Source organism: Gemmatimonadaceae bacterium (genome assembly GCA_036496605.1).
Taxonomy (GTDB): Bacteria; Gemmatimonadota; Gemmatimonadetes; order Gemmatimonadales; family Gemmatimonadaceae; genus AG2.
The window spans coordinates 16,815-34,168 of the sequence record DASXKV010000033.1; the positions used below are offsets into that span (position 1 = coordinate 16,815).

At 63.3% G+C, this 17,354-nt stretch carries 14 protein-coding genes; 9 read left to right on the forward strand and 5 right to left on the reverse strand.

What is annotated here, in order from left to right:
* Nucleotides 1–10 precede the first annotated feature (10 nt).
* The 5 genes from VGH98_12160 to VGH98_12180 are packed head-to-tail and all read left to right on the forward strand — an operon-like array spanning nucleotide 11 to nucleotide 5,033.
* Nucleotides 11–922, forward strand: a complete 912-nt coding sequence (locus VGH98_12160; GenBank protein ID HEY2376721.1) for an amino acid--[acyl-carrier-protein] ligase — start codon at nucleotides 11–13, stop codon at nucleotides 920–922.
* Complete coding sequence (locus VGH98_12165; GenBank protein ID HEY2376722.1) at nucleotides 922–2,268, forward strand: O-acetylhomoserine aminocarboxypropyltransferase/cysteine synthase family protein; 1,347 nt, start codon at nucleotides 922–924, stop codon at nucleotides 2,266–2,268. Before VGH98_12160 ends, VGH98_12165 begins: the two co-directional genes overlap by 1 nt.
* Nucleotides 2,265–3,260 (forward strand): homoserine O-succinyltransferase, encoded by a 996-nt coding sequence (locus VGH98_12170; GenBank protein HEY2376723.1) that lies wholly within the window; start codon nucleotides 2,265–2,267, stop codon nucleotides 3,258–3,260. Before VGH98_12165 ends, VGH98_12170 begins: the two co-directional genes overlap by 4 nt.
* Nucleotides 3,261–3,265: 5 nt before the next feature.
* Nucleotides 3,266–4,777, forward strand: a complete 1,512-nt coding sequence (locus VGH98_12175; GenBank protein HEY2376724.1) for a pyridoxal-dependent decarboxylase — start codon at nucleotides 3,266–3,268, stop codon at nucleotides 4,775–4,777.
* Nucleotides 4,770–5,033: an acyl carrier protein gene (locus VGH98_12180; GenBank protein HEY2376725.1), complete on the forward strand. Its 264-nt coding sequence runs from the start codon at nucleotides 4,770–4,772 to the stop codon at nucleotides 5,031–5,033. Before VGH98_12175 ends, VGH98_12180 begins: the two co-directional genes overlap by 8 nt.
* Nucleotides 5,034–5,164: 131 nt before the next feature.
* Here VGH98_12180 and VGH98_12185 read toward each other — a convergent pair whose 3' ends face one another.
* Genes VGH98_12185 through VGH98_12200 form a run of 4 tightly spaced genes read right to left on the reverse strand, consistent with a single transcriptional unit; the run spans nucleotide 5,165 to nucleotide 8,756 of the window.
* Nucleotides 5,165–5,380, reverse strand: a complete 216-nt coding sequence (locus VGH98_12185; protein ID HEY2376726.1) for a hypothetical protein — start codon at nucleotides 5,378–5,380, stop codon at nucleotides 5,165–5,167.
* A gap of 49 nt (nucleotides 5,381–5,429) precedes the next feature.
* Nucleotides 5,430–6,692: a hypothetical protein gene (locus VGH98_12190; protein HEY2376727.1), complete on the reverse strand. Its 1,263-nt coding sequence runs from the start codon at nucleotides 6,690–6,692 to the stop codon at nucleotides 5,430–5,432.
* Nucleotides 6,693–6,751: 59 nt separating this feature from the next.
* On the reverse strand, nucleotides 6,752–7,672 hold the full coding sequence (locus VGH98_12195; protein HEY2376728.1) for a hypothetical protein: 921 nt from the start codon (nucleotides 7,670–7,672) through the stop codon (nucleotides 6,752–6,754).
* Between the two features lie 10 nt (nucleotides 7,673–7,682).
* Nucleotides 7,683–8,756 (reverse strand): polysaccharide deacetylase family protein, encoded by a 1,074-nt coding sequence (locus VGH98_12200; GenBank protein HEY2376729.1) that lies wholly within the window; start codon nucleotides 8,754–8,756, stop codon nucleotides 7,683–7,685.
* Nucleotides 8,757–8,905: 149 nt separating this feature from the next.
* On the opposite strand from VGH98_12200, the gene VGH98_12205 reads away from it, so the two are divergent.
* The 4 genes from VGH98_12205 to VGH98_12220 are packed head-to-tail and all read left to right on the forward strand — an operon-like array spanning nucleotide 8,906 to nucleotide 15,783.
* The gene (locus VGH98_12205; GenBank protein ID HEY2376730.1) at nucleotides 8,906–11,245 is read left to right on the forward strand and encodes an alginate lyase family protein; all 2,340 of its coding nucleotides are present in this window, start codon (nucleotides 8,906–8,908) and stop codon (nucleotides 11,243–11,245) included.
* Nucleotides 11,246–11,271: 26 nt separating this feature from the next.
* A complete protein-coding gene (gene asnB, locus VGH98_12210) occupies nucleotides 11,272–13,221 on the forward strand; it encodes an asparagine synthase (glutamine-hydrolyzing) (protein HEY2376731.1) in 1,950 nt (649 codons plus the stop codon).
* Between the two features lies 1 nt (nucleotide 13,222).
* A complete protein-coding gene (locus VGH98_12215; protein ID HEY2376732.1) occupies nucleotides 13,223–14,467 on the forward strand; it encodes a glycosyltransferase in 1,245 nt (414 codons plus the stop codon).
* Nucleotides 14,464–15,783: a UDP-glucose/GDP-mannose dehydrogenase family protein gene (locus tag VGH98_12220; protein ID HEY2376733.1), complete on the forward strand. Its 1,320-nt coding sequence runs from the start codon at nucleotides 14,464–14,466 to the stop codon at nucleotides 15,781–15,783. The genes VGH98_12215 and VGH98_12220 overlap by 4 nt, the downstream gene beginning before the upstream one ends.
* A gap of 25 nt (nucleotides 15,784–15,808) precedes the next feature.
* Here the strand turns inward: VGH98_12220 and VGH98_12225 are convergent, their stop codons facing one another.
* Nucleotides 15,809–16,969 carry an acyltransferase gene (locus VGH98_12225; GenBank protein ID HEY2376734.1) on the reverse strand — a complete coding sequence of 387 codons (1,161 nt, stop codon included), beginning with the start codon at nucleotides 16,967–16,969 and terminating at the stop codon, nucleotides 15,809–15,811.
* Nucleotides 16,970–17,354: the final 385 nt, after the last annotated feature.

Sequence of the window (17,354 nt, forward strand, 5' to 3'; positions counted from 1 at the left end):
GATGGCTGCGATGTCGACATCTCACGTCTCCGCGGAGCGCCTCGAGGCAATCACGTCGACGATTCTGCAGCCGACGGCGGCGAATGGCGTGCAGGGACGAACGGCGGTCTTCGAGAAGGTCATTGGTGGCCTAACGGGGCTGATCACACACCACCGCCCTGCCGGTGCCGAAGTGTTGCGCTTTCCACCGGTCATGAGCCGCGCGCTTCTCGAGAAGTCCGGTTACCTGAAGAGCTTTCCGCACCTGTTGGGGTGTGTGTGTTCTCTCACTGGAACAGAATCGAGCATTCGGGCACTGGTCGAGGGCCGAGCCCAGGGACAGGAGTGGGTGGACGGGCTGGCGGCGACGGATCTGGTCCTCACCCCAGCGGCTTGCTACCAGGTCTATCCAATCATTGCGGCGCGCGGCGACGTGCCGCAGAGCGGCGCTATCGTCGACGTCGAGTCGTATTGCTTTCGCCGTGAAGAGTCGTCTGAGCTCGGGCGAATGCAAGCGTTCCGGATGCGTGAGTACGTCTGCATCGGCGCGCCCGAGACCGCGCTCGCATTCCGCGAAAATTGGAAAGCCCGCGCGGAGCAACTCGCCACCGCGCTCGGTGTTCCGTTCAATCTGATGCCGGCAAGCGACCCATTCTTCGGCCGCGCCGGCAAGCTCATGGCCGTGAACCAGGTTGAGCAAGCACTCAAGTTCGAACTGCTCATCCCGGTGAACTCCGAAGAGGCGCCGACGGCGTGCATGAGCTTCAACTACCACCAGGATCATTTCGGCACCACGTGGGGCCTTCGCACCGATGACGGAGCGGTCGCGCACACCGCCTGCGCCGCGTTTGGCCTCGATCGCTTGACCATCGCGCTCTTCGCGACGCATGGTCTCGACGTCGACGCGTGGCCCCGGGACGTGCGCGAGGTACTCTGCATCTGATGCATCGCGAGACCATCGCGCTCCACTACGGCTACACCGCCGACGAATCCGCGCCCACGACCGCGGTCCCGATCTACCAGTCGGCTGCGTACGAATTCGAGAGCGCCGAGCATGCGGCGGCGCTCTTCAATCTCGAGGTCGATGGCTTTCGCTACTCGCGCATCAGCAATCCGACGACGAACGTGCTCGAGCGGCGCGTCGCCGCGATGGAGGGTGGCCTCGAAGCGCTCTGCGTGAGCTCCGGCCAGGCGGCGATGCATTTCGCCACGCTCAACGTGACGGCGCCCGGCACCAATATCGTGTCCGTGCCCCAGCTCTACGGAACCACGTACACGCTCTTCGCGCATCTGCTTCCGAAGATGGGTGTCACCGTGCGTTTCGCGGCCAACGACACGTCGGCCGCGATCGACGAACTCATCGACGACGACACCCGCGCCGTCTACTGCGAGAGCGTGGGCAATCCGGCGGGGAATGTTTGCGACATCGACGCACTCGCGAAGGTCGCGCATGCGCATGGCGTGCCGCTCATCGTCGACAACACCGTGCCGACGCCGATCCTGCTGCGGCCGATCGAGTTCGGTGCCGACATCGTCGTGCACTCGCTCACGAAGTTCATGGGGGGCCACGGCACGACGATGGGCGGGATCATCGTCGACAGCGGGCAATTCCCATGGGTGAAGCATGCGAGCCGCTTTCCGATGTTCACGGAGCCGGACGTGTCCTATCACGACCTCGTGTACACGGAGCAGTTCGGTGCGGTGGCATATATCGGCCGCTGCCGAAGTGTGTACCAGCGCACGCTCGGCTCCGTGCTCTCCCCGTTCAATGCATTCTTGCTGCTACAAGGGATCGAATCGGTCGCGCTACGCATGGAGCGGCACGTCGAGAATGCGCGGCGGGTGGCGGAGTTTCTTCGCGACGATGTGCGCGTCGAGTGGCTGAATTACGCCGGCTTCCCGGAGAGTCCGTACTATGCGCTCGCGCAGAGGTACCTCGGCGGCCGCGCCTCTAGCATCATGACCTTCGGCATTCGGGGCGGCCTGACGGCGGGCACACGCTTTTACAATGCGCTCGGCCTCATCAAGCGCGTTGTCAATCTCGGCGACTCGAAGTCGCTCGCCTGCCATCCGGCCTCGACGACACATCGGCAGATGACGCCCGCCGAGCAAGTCAAAGCGGGCGTCTCGCCGGAGATGATCCGGCTCAGCATCGGAATCGAGCACATCGACGACATTCTTGCGGATCTCGACCAGGCGCTCGAAGCTGCCGCCCCGATCCGACCGAGTGCGCAGCCGCCGACCACCGCGCCCAGTCGCGACTTTGTTTCGCAAGCATCCACACAATGAGCAACGCGCCCTTCGACTCGCCGGGTGAAGCGATGCAGACGCGTCGATGTGCGCGCGAGCCGATCGTGATTGGCCTCGTGAACAACATGCCCGACGCGGCGCTGCAGACGACGGAGGAGCAGTTCAGCGCCTTGCTCCGCGTCGCCGGTATCGACGACGACGTGCGACTCCGGCTGTTCTCGTTCCCCGAGCTCATTCGCGGTGAAATTGGCCGCGCGTACGTCGCTGAACACTACGAACCGATCGACGCGCTGTGGAGTGGTGAGTTCGACGGCCTGATTGTGACCGGCGCCGAGCCTCGGACAGCGAGTCTGCCTGACGAAGTCTATTGGCAGTCACTCACGCGTCTCGTCGACATCGCAAACGAGAGCCACACGCCGACGGTTTGGTCGTGCCTCGCCGCGCACGCCGCTGTGCGGTACCTCGACGGAATCGAGCGGCAACGACTTCCGAAAAAGATCTCCGGGCTCTTTCGCTGCACCAAAATTGCCGATCATCCGTTGGTCGCTGGTCTGCCGTTCAGTTGGCGGATTCCACACTCGCGGCTCAACACGCTCGATCCGGAGCAGCTTCGTGCGGCAGGATACGAGATCCTGTCGTTCTCGGATGAAGCAGGCGTCGACGCATTCATTCAGCGACGCCAGGCGTTGTTCCTGTTCTATCAAGGACATCCAGAGTACCACGCGGACACACTGCTCCGTGAGTATCGCCGCGACGTTGGGCGATTTCTCGACGGAACGATGACGAAATATCCAGAGATGCCGCGCGGTTACTTCGCGGCCGACAGGGCCCGCGAATTCGCCGGCTTTCGGGCGCGCGCGCAACGAAGTCGCACGCCCAGGCTCTTGGAGGAATTTCCGAGCATCGATGGCAGCGAAAAGACGCCGCACGTCTGGCGAGACATCGGCGTTCGGTTGTATGCCAATTGGCTCGCGGTTCTCGCCGAGCATCGGCACGCGGCGGCAGCGCACGCGCACGCTACCTCACGATAGTCGGCATGAGCGCGTCCGCCGTGAAGGACCCGATACCGCCTGTTGTGGCTCTTTTCCCGTCGTCCGACGAGCGCATGCGACTCGACGACTATCTCACGCGGGAGCTGCTGTGGGCAAACGAGCGCGTGGCGCGCGGCTCCGTGGTGCCAACCTTGGATATCGACGGGCTGCGCTCCGAGCTCGCACATTTCGATTTTCGGACACCGGTTGAGCTCGAGGAGCTGTTACCGTGGACGATTGCACAGCTCGAGAAAGGCGTCGTCCACCTGACGAATCCGCGCTACTTCGGCTTGTTCAACCCGTCGCCGAGTTTCCCGGCGCTCTGTGGTGATCGCCTAACGGGAGCGTTCAATCCGCAGCTCGCGACCGCTACGACGTCGCCGGCTGCCGTGGAGATCGAGTCACATGTGATTCGTGCGATCGCGCGACGCGCGGGACTGCCGCCGGCGTCGAGAGGTCACTTCACCTCGGGCGGATCCGAAGCGAATTACACCGCGGTCCTCTGCGCGTTGACACGTGCGAACGATCGGTTCGCTCTGGAGGGCGCGCGCTCCTTCAGCGGACAGCCGGTGTTCTACATCTCGCGCGAGAGTCACCTGGCTTGGGTCAAGATCGCGCACCAGGCAGGCATCGGCCGCCGCGGTGTTAGGCAGGTCCCGACGGACGGGCGCGGTCGCATGGATGCGAACGCGCTCGCCCGGATGTTGAACGACGATGCTGCGAGCGGCTGCGTACCTGTCCTGATCGTCGCCACCGCCGGCACGACCAACGCCGGAATGATCGATCCGATCGGCAAATGCGCGGACCTCGCGCGCGATCGCGGGCTCTGGCTGCACGTCGACGCGGCGTGGGGCGGCGCGGTACTCGCCTCCGAACGGTTGCGCGACGCGCTCTCGGGCATCGAGCGCGCGACCTCCATCACTATCGATGCGCACAAGTGGCTCGCGACGACGATGGGTTGCGGCATGTTCATCACGCGCGATCCCGAGATCTTGGCGTCGACCTTTCAGGTATCGACGGGGTTCATGCCGTCCAACACCGCCATGGTCGACCCGTACGTCACCACGGCGCAATGGTCGCGGCGATTCCTCGGCCTTCGGCTGTTCCTGTCGCTCGGCGCCGCGGGCTGGCCTGGCTACGCACAGCACGTGGAGCGGTCCGTCGACCTCATTGCGAGCCTCCGCGAGTCATTGAAGGCTCGACGGTGGCGTATCGCGAACGACTCGTCGCTCGCGGTGCTCTGCGTCGAGCCGCCGCTCGGCGCGCCCGACGCGCGCACGCTCGCGAAGCGTGTGCTGGCCTCCGGACGCGCCTGGGTGGCGGTCGCGACCTACGAGGGACGGGACGTGATCAGAATCTGCTTAACGCATGGCGAGGCAACGATAGCGGACATTCACGAGCTCGTCGCCGCGCTGACCGATGCATGTTCGGCGGTACCTAACGACGGAACCGCCACTGACGTGAACGTTGTTGCACCGCGCTTTCTCACTCCTAGCTCTCGAGGGCACGATGGCTGACAGCATCCGAACAACGATCGTTTCTCACTTCGAGCAGATCGCCACCGAGCAAAGGCACAAGCTGGCCGACCTCACGGACGATCGACCGCTCATGGAATCCGGTCTCGATTCGCTCGCCTTCGCGGTGCTCGTCGCTCGGCTCGAGGACGCACTCGGAGTCGACCCCTTTGGCGCCTCGCAAAGCGGCGAGTTTCCCGTCACGTTCGGCGACTTCGTACAGATGTACGAGAAACTGAACGAGAACGTCGCTACGTAGCACATCGTCCGATGGATACCGAGACTTTTCGTCGGCTTCTGAGTCGCTTCGCGTCCGGGATCGCCATCATTACTGCCCGCGCTGGTGAACGCGACGTCGGCATGACGGTGAGCGCTTTTTGCTCAGTGAGTCTATCGCCGCCACTCGTGCTGGTCTGCGTCGACCGCAACGCGTCCATGCATGATCTCCTGCTGCGTCATCCTCAAATGGGTATCAGCATTGTGGCGTGCGAGAACGAGCAGCATTGTCGGCGCTTTGCCGACAAGAACGAGACGCAGCGCTTCGAGGGCGTTCCTCTTAGGCGCGGCAAAAGCGCGGTCGCGCTGCTCGAGGATGCGATGGCGCACCTCGAGTGTCGGCTAGTGCATCACTGCGAGGCGGGCGACCACACGATCTTCATTGCCGAAGTTGAGGATGGTGCAATGCGAGACGGCCAGCCGCTGCTGTACTATCGAGGCCACTACGCTCAGCTCGCGACGTCGCGAGGGGAGCAGCACCGGCCAAGGCGAGGACTGCGTACGCTGTCGCCGCGTCGCTCATGAACTTGCCGACGTTACTCGCCGGGTTGCGCTCTTTGTTCAGTGATGAGGCATGCCACATTCCTGTTGCGGGATCCTGGTGCTGCGCGAGCCACGCCAGCGCCCGCGACAGGTGTGGCTCGCTCGGCGCACTTCCCGCGCGCTCCAGTGCGTAGGCGACGAGCCCTGTCGCCACTCCGTCTCCTGCCGAGTCGGAGGGCGCACTCGGCGCGGCACGCCAATGCCCGAGTGACGTCAACCGCCAGGCGCCATCGGGCTCCTGTGCCTGCCACAGCGCAGCGATAATCGAATGCTGCTCGTCCTTCGAGAGCAGGGATGGCAATTTCGCCGAGGCCCACAGCAACATCGCGCGGTTGAACAACCGTGGATCATCCCTTCGCAAGAGTCGACGCCAGACGGATTGGTCAACGTGCTCTCGAAGGTACGTCCGCAGCCGCTCCACGTTAGGCTGGATTTCACTGCTCTGGGCAAAGTTCTGCGGCTCCGTTCCGATCGCGAGGGCCGCGAGCGCAGCGCCGAAGTACACGGCGGTCTTCGACTCCCACGGTCGTAGCGCGAAATTCAACCATTGCCAGGCGCCGGCGTCTTCACCCGTCGTCTGCTGCAGGGCAAACATGTTTGCGAATGCTTCACGTGCCTCCGCGCTCACCACGCCCGAGCGCTCGTCTCGCGACGCAAGCACGAGCGCATTGAGCACGGATTCGGTGCCTCTCGACTCGATCGCTTTGATGCGACCGTTCGGCGTCGTGTCTCCGTAGTATGGCTTCATGTCACTCCACGAGCGGACGCGCGTCGTGACATCGGCAACAAGCTTTCGCTCCATCGGCGTGGGCTCATTGTCGTGCAGAATGCCGCTGAGCGCCGGCCTTGCCAGTGCGTACGGGAGCGCTGTGTGACAGGAGACGCACACCGTACCATGATCGCGAGCGGACTTCGGCCAGGTCTGCCACCAATTCACGCGCTGGTCGAGGTGTGCGGCAGCCGACTGCGGATTCCAGGTCGAAGGCGCAACGGGTAGCGCTGCCGCGCCAGGCCGCGATGCCGCCTCACCGCCAATCAGAATGGCCGAGGCCGCGGCGAGAGCAACCGCCGCGAATGCAATCGTCTTCGCTTTTCTCATGAAAGGCTCCTTCGCCTCTGGGAGTGCATTTGAAAACTTGGTAACGTGCCCTTGCGACGTCAACGATCCAACTCAGGATGGGCAGCGGCCCACGCCAGCATGTCGCGGCGCTTCCAGACAACGAGACCGATTGTGGGTTTGAAGCGGCCCTCGTCGAAGGCACGTTGTCGTTCAACACTCCGTGTGAACACGCCAGAATCAGGCGCCGCCCGACCCGTTGTCGCCATCACGGCACCATGGTCGGCGAATACTTTGTTCAACCACGCCAGATGCGGCGAGACCTCGAATGTCGCGGGTGAATGCAGCCACGCAGAGGCAATCAGACCTTTTACTTCAGGCTGCAATTCCATCGATCGCGCCATTCGGTAATACGATTTGAGCGCCTCGCCCTCGAAGAGCGCATGCACTGGATGGGTGACGGGCATGTGGACGAAAAAGGCCGGACCCAAGCCGCGCCATTGGAAAGCAACGACCGACAGCAGGCGGCCCAAAGCCGGTAGCGGACGAACTCGGTGAAACCATGAACGCGGGAAACCAGAGCGCTCCCAGTCGAACTGGCCCGCGGCAAACCGTCGCAGCGTCGCCATTTTGCAGAGCGATACAAATCGGCTGTCTGCTACGTTGAGCACCGTACGACTGTTGGCGAATCGCACCAGCCCCTCGCAGGTGATGCGCTTCACGGTGGGCGAAACGAGCGACGAACGGAGTTTGTCCCGGTAGGACAGCACCGCGTGGCCAAGAACAAATCGCTCGAAGGCGCCCGGCGCGACATCGGTTGCGGCGTGCACGACTTTCTGAATGGCCTCGAGGCGGCGCCGGGTTGGCGGCAGCTCGCTGATCGTCGCCGCTTCACGCACGCATTCGCCGACATCGATCGCCGCTGCCTCGAGAGCGCACGCGACCGCTCGCAGCTCCGGTGACGCGAGAACGCTCGACCACGTGTCCTGCACCGTCGCGAAATGGTCGACGCAGTCGGACATGGCGGCCACGTCAAACATGCAACCGTCCATAACTGCGCCGGCCCGGCAATAATGCGGCGGCGCCGCTGAGCCATCCGTCGAACTTCGCGTCCGACACGAGCTGAGTATCCACGAAGCGCGGCAAGAGCAGCCGCGAGCTTCGGGAGCTGACGAGGCCAGGATCGCAGGTGGTCGCGCTCTCCACCTGCTCGCTCTCGAGAGACGGCAGCAGCGCGCGGTCGTAGAGCCCGGATGGATAGCAGAAATGACGCGCCGGCTGATTCGTTAGGCGCTCGATTCGCACGCGGTTGTCGCGGATCTCGCGGCGGACCGACTCCGCGTCGTCAACGATCCGGTGACGATGCGTGTGTAACTGGAAGTCAACGCCCTGAGCCGCAAGCTCGGTGACTTCCTCGGTGTTCATCAGGTGCAGGATCCGCTTCGCGCGGAGCTCATCGTAGTCGACTCCGATGAGTTGCGCTAACCGGCCGGCCATCTCGTCTTTCTCGCGAGCGGTCATATGATCGCGCGCGGCCGCGTCGAGCATCGCCTGCACGACGGAATCTCGGCTGCCGGCACTTGCCAGCGGGAAAGAGCGGTCCGCACCAGTCAGAGCACGGACGTTCAGCGAACCGATATGCCGCGCCTTCCAGAGCATGTACGAGCAGGCTGGCCCGAACACCGGTCGGTTGTACTCGCAGTAATAGGTGGTGAGGTAGACAGTTGCCGGGAAGCCGTGCGCCTTCAACGCGGGAAAGACCCGGGCAGAGAAATCGAAGGAGCCGTCGTCGAAGGTCAAGGCAACACTGCGGGGAGGGAGACGAGACTGATCGAGCGCAACGAGTGCGTCGGCGAGCGGCAGCACGGTGTAGCTGCCCCGTTCGAGCGCAGCGAGCCGCGACTCGAACTTCGATGGCGACATGTAGAGCTCGGGATTCCATTGATGCTCGTCATCGAGGGATACACCGTGGTACGCGAGGATCAGGAGACGCTGCTGGCGCCAACGGCTGTCGCGGACGCGATCGAGCACGCCGGTGCGATGCACCGCACTAAGAAGGACCGATTTCGCCGCCCGGAGGACCTGACGCACTAGTGGCTTTTCCATCTCCGTCTCGCCGGACCAAGGTGCAAGCCCGGGACCGCAAGGCGTCATGTGCAAGAGCAGTGTGGCCCGATTGTCGCATCCGAGAGGGCTGCCCACGCGCTCCGCGGCGGGGCTTCGAGATCAATCCATGTCCGTCACCAACGTCGGTGATGCCTCGACTCCTCGAGCGCGTACGCAGGATAAAAAGCGCATCGTTACCCGAGCTACAGGTCCGATGCGCGCAAGCGGCCCGGGCTCGTCTCGAGCGAATCGGACTCTCTCCGGATAGTCGTCTCCCGAGTGACAAAGGGTTCGCACGGTTGTGCGATGGCGCTGGCGACGGGTTCGGACTATTGGAGCGTTTTCGCCAACGGGCTCGAGCCGCTGGAGATTTTCTTCCCGCTCTGATCGATCCGGAGCTCACGGCGCGTGAGTTCGAGCGCCGCTACCCCCACGCCGCTCTTTCCACGATCCGAGCCGCGGAGCGGATTGCCATTGGCCAGATCGACCTCGGCGATCACCTCGTTTCGATAGGTCCGCGTCCCGACTGGACGCTGGAACCGCTATCCGGTAAGCGCGCTCCGGCGGTCCACTGGAGCCGCATCGCCTTCCTCGACCCGCGCGTCGCCGGAGACTGCAAGCTGACATGGGAATTGAATCGGCATCAGTACTTCGTGACGCTCGGTCGCGCGTACCTGCTGACGCACGATGATCGTTTCGCATCGCTCATCGCCGAGCACGTCTCTTCGTGGATCGACGAGAATCCCCCGCAGGTCGGAATCAACTGGACGAGCAGTCTCGAATTGGCGTTTCGCGCCATTTCCTGGATCTGGGCGCTGTATCTGGTGCGGGACTCTCGACAGCTCGACGGCTCTCTTTTTCTTCACGTGTTGAAGTCCTTGTACCTCCACGCGCGACACATCGAGTGCAACCTCTCGACGTACTTCAGCCCCAACACCCACATCACCGGCGAGGCACTCGGGCTGCTGTACATCGGATCCGCCTTTCCCGAATTCACGCGCGCCGCTCACTGGCGCGCGTTAGGCAGGCAGATCCTCGCTGAGCAGCTCGACCGGCAGCTACTTGCCGACGGCGTGTATTTCGAGCAATCGACGTACTATCACCGCTATACGACCGACTTCTACCTCCACGCGCTGCTTCTGACGCCGTCGACCGAGCCGGCGCTGCACGCGAGCATTCGACCGAGGCTCGATCGAATGCTCGACTTTCTGCTCTACATCACCCGGCCCGATGGCACGTCACCGCTGATCGGGGATGACGATGGTGGGCGACTCGTTATGCTTGGCGAGCGAGCCGCCAACGATTTCAGAGACACGCTGGCGATCGGGGCTGCGATCCAACGGCGTGGTGACTGCGCCCACGTCGCAGGTCACTCGGTCCAGGAGCTACTATGGCTGCTCGGACCGAAGGGACTCCAGGCATACGACGAATTGACCGCGACGCCACCGTCGTCCGCTTCACGCGGCTTTGCGGAGAGCGGATACTTCGTGCTGCGTGAAAGTTGGGACCAGAGTGCGGATTGGGCTCTCGTGCGGTGCGGACCGCATGCCTCACAGACTGCCGCGCACGGACATGCCGATGCCCTGGCCATGGAGCTGAGCGTCGCGGGCAGTCCGGTGCTCATCGATTCCGGTACCTACGTCTACACTGCGTCACGAGAGGAGCGTGAGTATTTCCGCGGCACGGCGGCGCACAACACCATGACCGTCGACGACGTCGACTCGGCCGAGCCAGGTCATTCGGTGTTCAAGTGGAAATCGGCTCCGCGATCCCGCGCCACGGCATGGGTGACGAACAGTACATTCGACTTTTTTGACGGCGAGCACGATGGCTACCTCCGTCTAGCAGCGCCGGCGCTGCATTCGCGCGCCGCGTTCTTCGTGAAGGGCGAGTACTGGGTGATCTGCGATCGCGTTCGAAGCGACGGCGAACATCGCCTCGCGGTGTATTGGCATTGGGCGCCGGGCATCACGGTGTGCGAGGCAGGACGGAACGGCCTGACCGCCAACTTTCACGATCGAGACACACCGCCGGTGAGTGCGAGAGTGTTCGCCGGCCGCGGCCAACTCTCGTGCGAGCCTGGCTGGGTATCGCCGGCGTACGGCACACGCGCGCCCGCCACCGTTTCCGTGTTTCGTGTCGATGCTGACGGCACCGAGGAGATTGTCACGCTGCTCACCAAGTGTGATGCGAATGTGCGCGTCGATAAATGCGCATGGCGTCCAGGTACCGGTCGCGATGCTGGCGTCCTCACGATCGCCACGGCATCGGGCTCCGACACGATTCTCACCGGCCCGACTATGCACGCCGAGCATGACGAGATCATCTCGGATGGAGCGTGGACATGGGTGCGCCGGTCACATCGCGGCGAGGTCATTGCATTTGCGCTCATCCGCGGACGGACTCTGCGAATCGGTGAGCGACACGTATTTCATGCCGACAAGGTCGGTGATTGGATAGAAGAGCCATGTGTGGCATCTGTGGAATAGCGGTCTCCAGCCGGAGTGGGCGGCGAGTGGAGCGGCACCTCCTGGAGCGCATGGGCCACGTGCTGCGCCATCGCGGACCTGACGACCATGGGCTCTTTGTCGACGGGAACGTCGGCTTCGGCCACCGGCGGCTGAGCATCGTGGATGTCGCGGGCGGTCATCAGCCGATGCTCAACGAAGATGAGAATCTTTGCATCGTCTATAATGGCGAGGTCTACAATCACCCGCTGCTTCGTGCCGAGCTCGAGGCGCGCGGTTATCGCTATCGCACGCGGTGCGACACGGAGACGGTGCTCAATCTGTATGCGGCGCACGGGGTCGCGACACCGCAATACCTGCGCGGGATGTTCGCGTTCGCGATCTGGGATCGGACGCGCCGAGAGCTTTTTCTCGCTCGCGACCGCTTCGGCGTAAAGCCGTTGTACTACGTGCTCACTCGCGACGGCACCCTGTACTTCGCGTCCGAGATCAAGGCGCTGCTGGCCGCGGATGCCGTGTCACCGCAGCTGAACGTCGCGGCGCTGCCTGACTATCTCGCGAACCACGCACCTTCCGGAGACGAAACGCTCTTCGCTGGCGTGCACCGATTACCGCCTGGCTGCACGCTGCGCTGGCGCGACGGCGCCGTGGATATCGAGCGGTACTGGGATCTCGGCGGTGCATTCGATTCGGCCGGGGACGAGCGTGATGAGCGTGATCTCATCGTCGAATTCGGAAGCCGTTTCCGCGAAGCCGTGCGGCTGCGACTGATGGCCGACGTTCCGCTGGGCGTCTTTCTCTCTGGTGGGATCGACTCCGCGGCAATCACGGCCACGATGAGTGAGCTCGTTGATGCGCCCGTACGGACGTTCTCCGTCGCGTTTGCCGAGCGTGAAGCGAACGAGCTCGCCTATGCTCGATTGGTCGCCAGCCGATTCCGTACCGAGCATCACGAAGTCGTGGTATCACCGACCGACTTTTTCTCCGCTCTGGGTCCGCTGGTGTGGCAGGAGGACGAGCCAATCGCTCACCCCTCGAGCATCGCACTCTATTTCGTTTCCCGGCTCGCGGCGGAGCATGTGAAAGTCGTGCTCACCGGTGAGGGCAGCGACGAGATGCTCGCCGGCTACGGCCGGTACCGAACGACCATGTACAATCTGTCGCTCGGGCGCATGTACGAGCGAGTTGCGCCGCGACCACTCCGAGCCGCGATGCACGCGCTGATCGCGGCAGTGGCGAGTCATTCGGCGCTTGGCCGGAAGTTCACGCGAACCGCGCTCTTTCTGCCGGCGGACGTGACGTCTCTCTACTTCGACAACTTCGCCGTCTTCTCGCGGGCTTGGCAGAACGAGATCCTGCGTCCCGGGCTGCGCGATCGAATCGGTACCGCGCACCTGGATCCGTATGCGACTTCGGGCGCCTTCTTCGAAGCGATGGACCGGCACTCGCTGCTCGTTCGGCTGCTGTACGCCGACGTAAGGACCTACCTTCACGAGCTGCTGATGAAGCAGGACCAAATGAGCATGGCAGCCTCGATCGAGAGTCGCGTGCCATTTCTCGATCATCCGCTCGCGGAATTCGCGGCGTCATTGCCCGATCGATTGAAGCTGCGTGGGTGGACGACGAAGTACGTGCTCCGCGAAGCGATGCGCGGCACGCTGCCCGCGGCGATTCTCGAACGACGGAAGATGGGCTTTCCGGTGCCCGTTGGACGTTGGCTACGGGGGCCGCATCGCTGGTTGATCGACGAATTCGTGCTCGGCGACCGGGCGACGGCACGGCAGCTCTTCGAGCCGGCAGTCGTTAGGCGCCTCGTTGCGGCGCACCAGGGCGGCGAGGATCACAGCGAGCGGCTGTGGGCCTTGATCAATCTCGAGGTGTGGCAGCGCATCTTCTTCGACGGCGAGGACCCGCAGCACGCCGGCGGCGGACAGCGCGCTCGCTCGCCGCGGAGCGTGCGCGCCGAACTGCGCCACGCCCCCGTGGAGATCTCCTGACGTGCACATTCTCTGGCTGAAAACGGAGCTGCTCCATCCGCTCGACAAAGGCGGCCGGATCCGCACGTATCACATGCTGCGTCAGCTCGTTCGCGAGCATCGGATCACGTACCTGACGCTCGACGACGGGTGCTCGGCCGCGGATGCCATCGCACGCGCCAGCGAGTATTGCACCGATCTCGTGCGCGTTCCACTCCACACCGCACCAAAACGATCACTGCGCTTCTACGGAGAGCTCGCCCGTAATCTCGCCTCGTCGCTTCCCTACGCCGTCTCGAAATACCGCTCAGCAGCGATGGAGCGAGCGATCTCACGTGCGCTCGCGCAGCAACGCATCGATCTGGTCGTGTGCGATTTCCTCGCTCCCGCGGTGAACGTGCCAGACATGTTGTCGGTTCCCGCGGTGCTCTTCCAGCACAACGTGGAGGCGATGATTTGGCAGCGCCATGCCGCCGTCGCCCGGCGCCGGCTGGTGCGCGCCTATCTGCGGCGACAGCAGCGCCGGATGTATGCATTCGAGCGAGGGCAATGCCGCCGCTTCGATCATGTCGTCGCGGTGTCTTCCGAGGACGCTGCGTGGTTCTCCGGTGAGTACGACCTGCGCACGGTGTCGCACGTGCCAACCGGCGTCGACACCGACTACTTTCGGCCGAGCGCGACCGTCGTTCGCCCGGAGCGTAACGGATTGATTTTCACCGGCTCCATGGACTGGATGCCTAACGAAGATGCCGTCGCGTACTTTGCCGAGGCGATTCTGCCCGTCGTGCACGAGACGGTTAAGGACGTGACGTTCAGCATCGTCGGCCGCAACCCGACACCAGCTGTCCGCGCGCTCGGCCAGCAGCCACGCGTGCGCGTGACCGGGACGGTACCTGACGTGAGGCCACACCTCGAAAGCGCGCGCGTGTTTGTGGTACCGCTCAGAATCGGCGGCGGCACGCGACTCAAGATTTTCGAGGCCATGGCGATGGAGAAAGCCATCGTCAGCACCTCGATCGGGTCGGAAGGGCTCCCGGTGCGGAATGGTGAGCATCTACTCATCGCTGATACTGCCCCAGCGTTCGCCGCAGCTGTCGTTACGTTGCTTCAGAATCCCGAGTGCGCGGCGGCGCTCGGAGCTCGAGCGGCGGAGCTGGTTCGCTCCCAGTTTGGCTGGAACCGCGCGGCCGAGCAATTTGCCGACATCTGCATACGCACGGCTGCTCCCACAGAAACGACCGTTCGCACATTGGTGCACTCGTCATGACAACCGTCAGTGTATTCGGTTTGGGCTACGTCGGCTGCGTGTCGGCCGCCTGTCTCGCCAACGAAGGCTTCGACATCATCGGCGTCGACGTGAATCTGGCGAAAGTGAAGCTCGTCGCCGGCGGACACTCGACAGTCGTCGAGGAAGGTATCGAGCCGCTGATCTGTAGCATGGTCCAGGCGGGCCGCCTCAACACGACCGTCGATCCGGCAGAAGCGATCCGCCACAGCTCCATTTCTCTCATCTGCGTGGGCACGCCAAGTCACGCAAATGGCAGCCTCGACTTGTCGCATGTCCAGCGCGTAGCGATGCAGATCGGACGAGCGCTCCGTCAAACGAAGGAGCACCACATCGTCGCGTTGCGGAGCACCGTGCTCCCGGGTACGACGACGGGGATGCTCATTCCCACACTGGAAAAGGCGTCGGGGAAGCACGCGGGACGCGACTTCAGCGTTTGCATGAATCCGGAGTTCTTGCGCGAAGGGACGTCGCTGCATGACTTCTACCATCCGCCCTTCACCATCATTGGCGCGCAAACCGAGTTGGCGGGCAAGAGGCTCGCCGAACTGTACGCCGGGATCGACGCACCGCTGCACATCACGCCCGTCGGCGTTGCGGAAATGCTCAAGTACACCAGCAATTGCTTCCACGCCGTGAAGGTCACGTTCGCAAACGAGATCGGCAATCTGTGCAAGGCGCTCGGAACGGACAGCCACGAGGTCATGCGTCTCTTCTGCGAAGACAGGAAGTTGAACATCTCACCGGCATACCTGCGACCGGGCTTCGCCTTCGGCGGCTCCTGTCTTGGCAAAGATCTTCGGGCTCTGGTTCATCGCGCAAAAGAGCTCGATGTCGACGCACCCGTGCTGTCCGCTACGCTCGAGAGCAATCGGAAACAGGTCCTCAAGGCCTTCGATATGGTGCAGAGTTCCCGTCGACGGCGTGTCGGGATTCTCGGCCTGAGCTTCAAGGCCGGAACCGATGATTTGCGGGAGTCACCGATGGTGACCCTCGTCGAGATGTTGATCGGAAAGGGGCTCACGCTCTCCGTGTATGACCACTCTGTCTCGCGGGCGGGGCTTATCGGTGCAAATCGGGAATACATCGAGCGCGAGATTCCACACATCTGGTCGCTCATGCGCGGCAGCGTCGACGACGTCCTGGCATCCTCCGATGTGGTCATCATCGGCAACAGCGACCCCGAATTTCGGGAGGTTCAGTCTTCGCTAAAGGACGACCAGATCGTGATCGATCTTGTGCGCGCCTTCGAGCCCCGTGCAAGCGACGATGGGCACTATCGCGGCATCTGCTGGTAAAGGCGAAGGACCTCGCGAGGCGATCTCAGCTCTCCGTCTCTGCGAGGGAGGCAGACAAATCGCGTTCGGGCATTGGACCGATCGGCGCCGGCTCACTCGTCGCTTCGCTCGGTCGCATCGGAGCGAACCGCTTGAGCGAAAGAGCGGGCCTCTCGATCGCGAACCACGAGACGAGTGTGGGTAGGAGCGAGACCAGGAGCGACAGCGGGATCAACCACGCGCCTACATCCCGCAATGAGCGAGCGACGACCTCGATCACCGTCACGTGCCAGAGATAGAGACCGTAACTGACTTTGCCGATACCTCTCAGCCATGACAGTCGCAGGATACCGGGATCGTAGACAATTGCAATCGCAACCAGGCACGCCGCAGCCAGCGCGATGGCGGGATAGCCCCACATGACCATCGCCACGGACCAATAGTAAGAGCTCTCGAATCGGAGCATTACCGCGATGAGGAAGACCGATGCGCCGAGCAGGGCGGGCCAGAGCCCGCGGCGAATGATCGGGATTCCGTTTGGCAGCCGTACCAGAGCCGCGAGGACCGCACCCCACCCAAACAGATCGGCGCGGGTGGGCATCAACACGTACAGGGTGATCGCGTTCACGCCGCGCCGCGCGAGGACGACCCGTGCAACCGCGGCCAGCACGATGAGCACCAGGCCCAGCCGAAGAACACCACGCGTCGAGAGGCGCCTAACGACCGAGGGCCAGATGAGATAGAACTGTTCTTCGACCGCGAGGGACCAGAGGGGAGCAGTCTGTGGAATGACCGCCGCCCAGCCGTAGCCCGCGATGAGCACATTGGCGAGAAACGCCCAGTACCACGCCTGATGCCCGGTGAGAAGGCGGTGCGCCTCGGAAGTCTGGCCGGTATATGCCGGCAACAAGACCAGCGTGACCATGACGAGGGCGAACGCGGGCGCAATGCGGAGAGCGCGGCGTCCATAAAATCCACCGTAATAAAAGCGAGCCGACGATGCGCGAGCATCCAGGAGAATGCCGCTGATCAGGAAACCGGAAAGGACAAAGAACAGGTCGACGCCCATCCAGCCCCAACTGCCAGCCACTCTCCACGCGCCTTGCAGGCGAAGAGAGCAGTGGAACAGCAGTACCGCGAGTATGGCAAGGCCACGAACACCATCGAGTGCCGGAACACGGTCGCGTCGCACAGCGTCGTTCGACACCGCTTCCTCGTGAGGAAATGCCACTCCGTCACCGCACGATCCACGCCCCGTCGGTGAGCGACTGCTAAACAAAGTGAAGTCGAGCCGCTCCTGGCATTTGCATTGCAGAGATCGTCGCCGTGACGATCTCCCAACGCAGCCTCAGGGACGGACCGCACGTTCAGAAGCGTTCGTCGATGGCGGTCCCCACGGCCAAGGAGTTCTTTTTCTCGCCAACGACGCTCGACGCCGAGGCGTGTGCCGCGCGAGAGAAAGCATTCTTTGCCTCGATCCGACTGAAGAACGGTACGTACAAGACTACATATCCACATCGGCTCGACGACCTTAACGAGATCATCAATGCGCGGCTTCCGGCGCACCGGCCGCTCGAGATCATGGACGTGGC

What these genes read in the sequence shown, in the direction of transcription:
- VGH98_12160 (HEY2376721.1), top strand. Translation starts at nt 11, where the DNA reads ATGTCGACATCTCACGTCTCCGCGGAGCGCCTCGAGGCAATCACGTCG.
- VGH98_12165 (HEY2376722.1), top strand. Translation starts at nt 922, where the DNA reads ATGCATCGCGAGACCATCGCGCTCCACTACGGCTACACCGCCGACGAA.
- VGH98_12170 (HEY2376723.1), top strand. Translation starts at nt 2,265, where the DNA reads ATGAGCAACGCGCCCTTCGACTCGCCGGGTGAAGCGATGCAGACGCGT.
- VGH98_12175 (HEY2376724.1), top strand. Translation starts at nt 3,266, where the DNA reads ATGAGCGCGTCCGCCGTGAAGGACCCGATACCGCCTGTTGTGGCTCTT.
- VGH98_12180 (HEY2376725.1), top strand. Translation starts at nt 4,770, where the DNA reads ATGGCTGACAGCATCCGAACAACGATCGTTTCTCACTTCGAGCAGATC.
- VGH98_12190 (HEY2376727.1), bottom strand. Translation starts at nt 6,692, where the DNA reads ATGAGAAAAGCGAAGACGATTGCATTCGCGGCGGTTGCTCTCGCCGCG.
- VGH98_12195 (HEY2376728.1), bottom strand. Translation starts at nt 7,672, where the DNA reads ATGTCCGACTGCGTCGACCATTTCGCGACGGTGCAGGACACGTGGTCG.
- VGH98_12200 (HEY2376729.1), bottom strand. Translation starts at nt 8,756, where the DNA reads ATGGAAAAGCCACTAGTGCGTCAGGTCCTCCGGGCGGCGAAATCGGTC.
- VGH98_12205 (HEY2376730.1), top strand. Translation starts at nt 8,906, where the DNA reads ATGCCTCGACTCCTCGAGCGCGTACGCAGGATAAAAAGCGCATCGTTA.
- VGH98_12220 (HEY2376733.1), top strand. Translation starts at nt 14,464, where the DNA reads ATGACAACCGTCAGTGTATTCGGTTTGGGCTACGTCGGCTGCGTGTCG.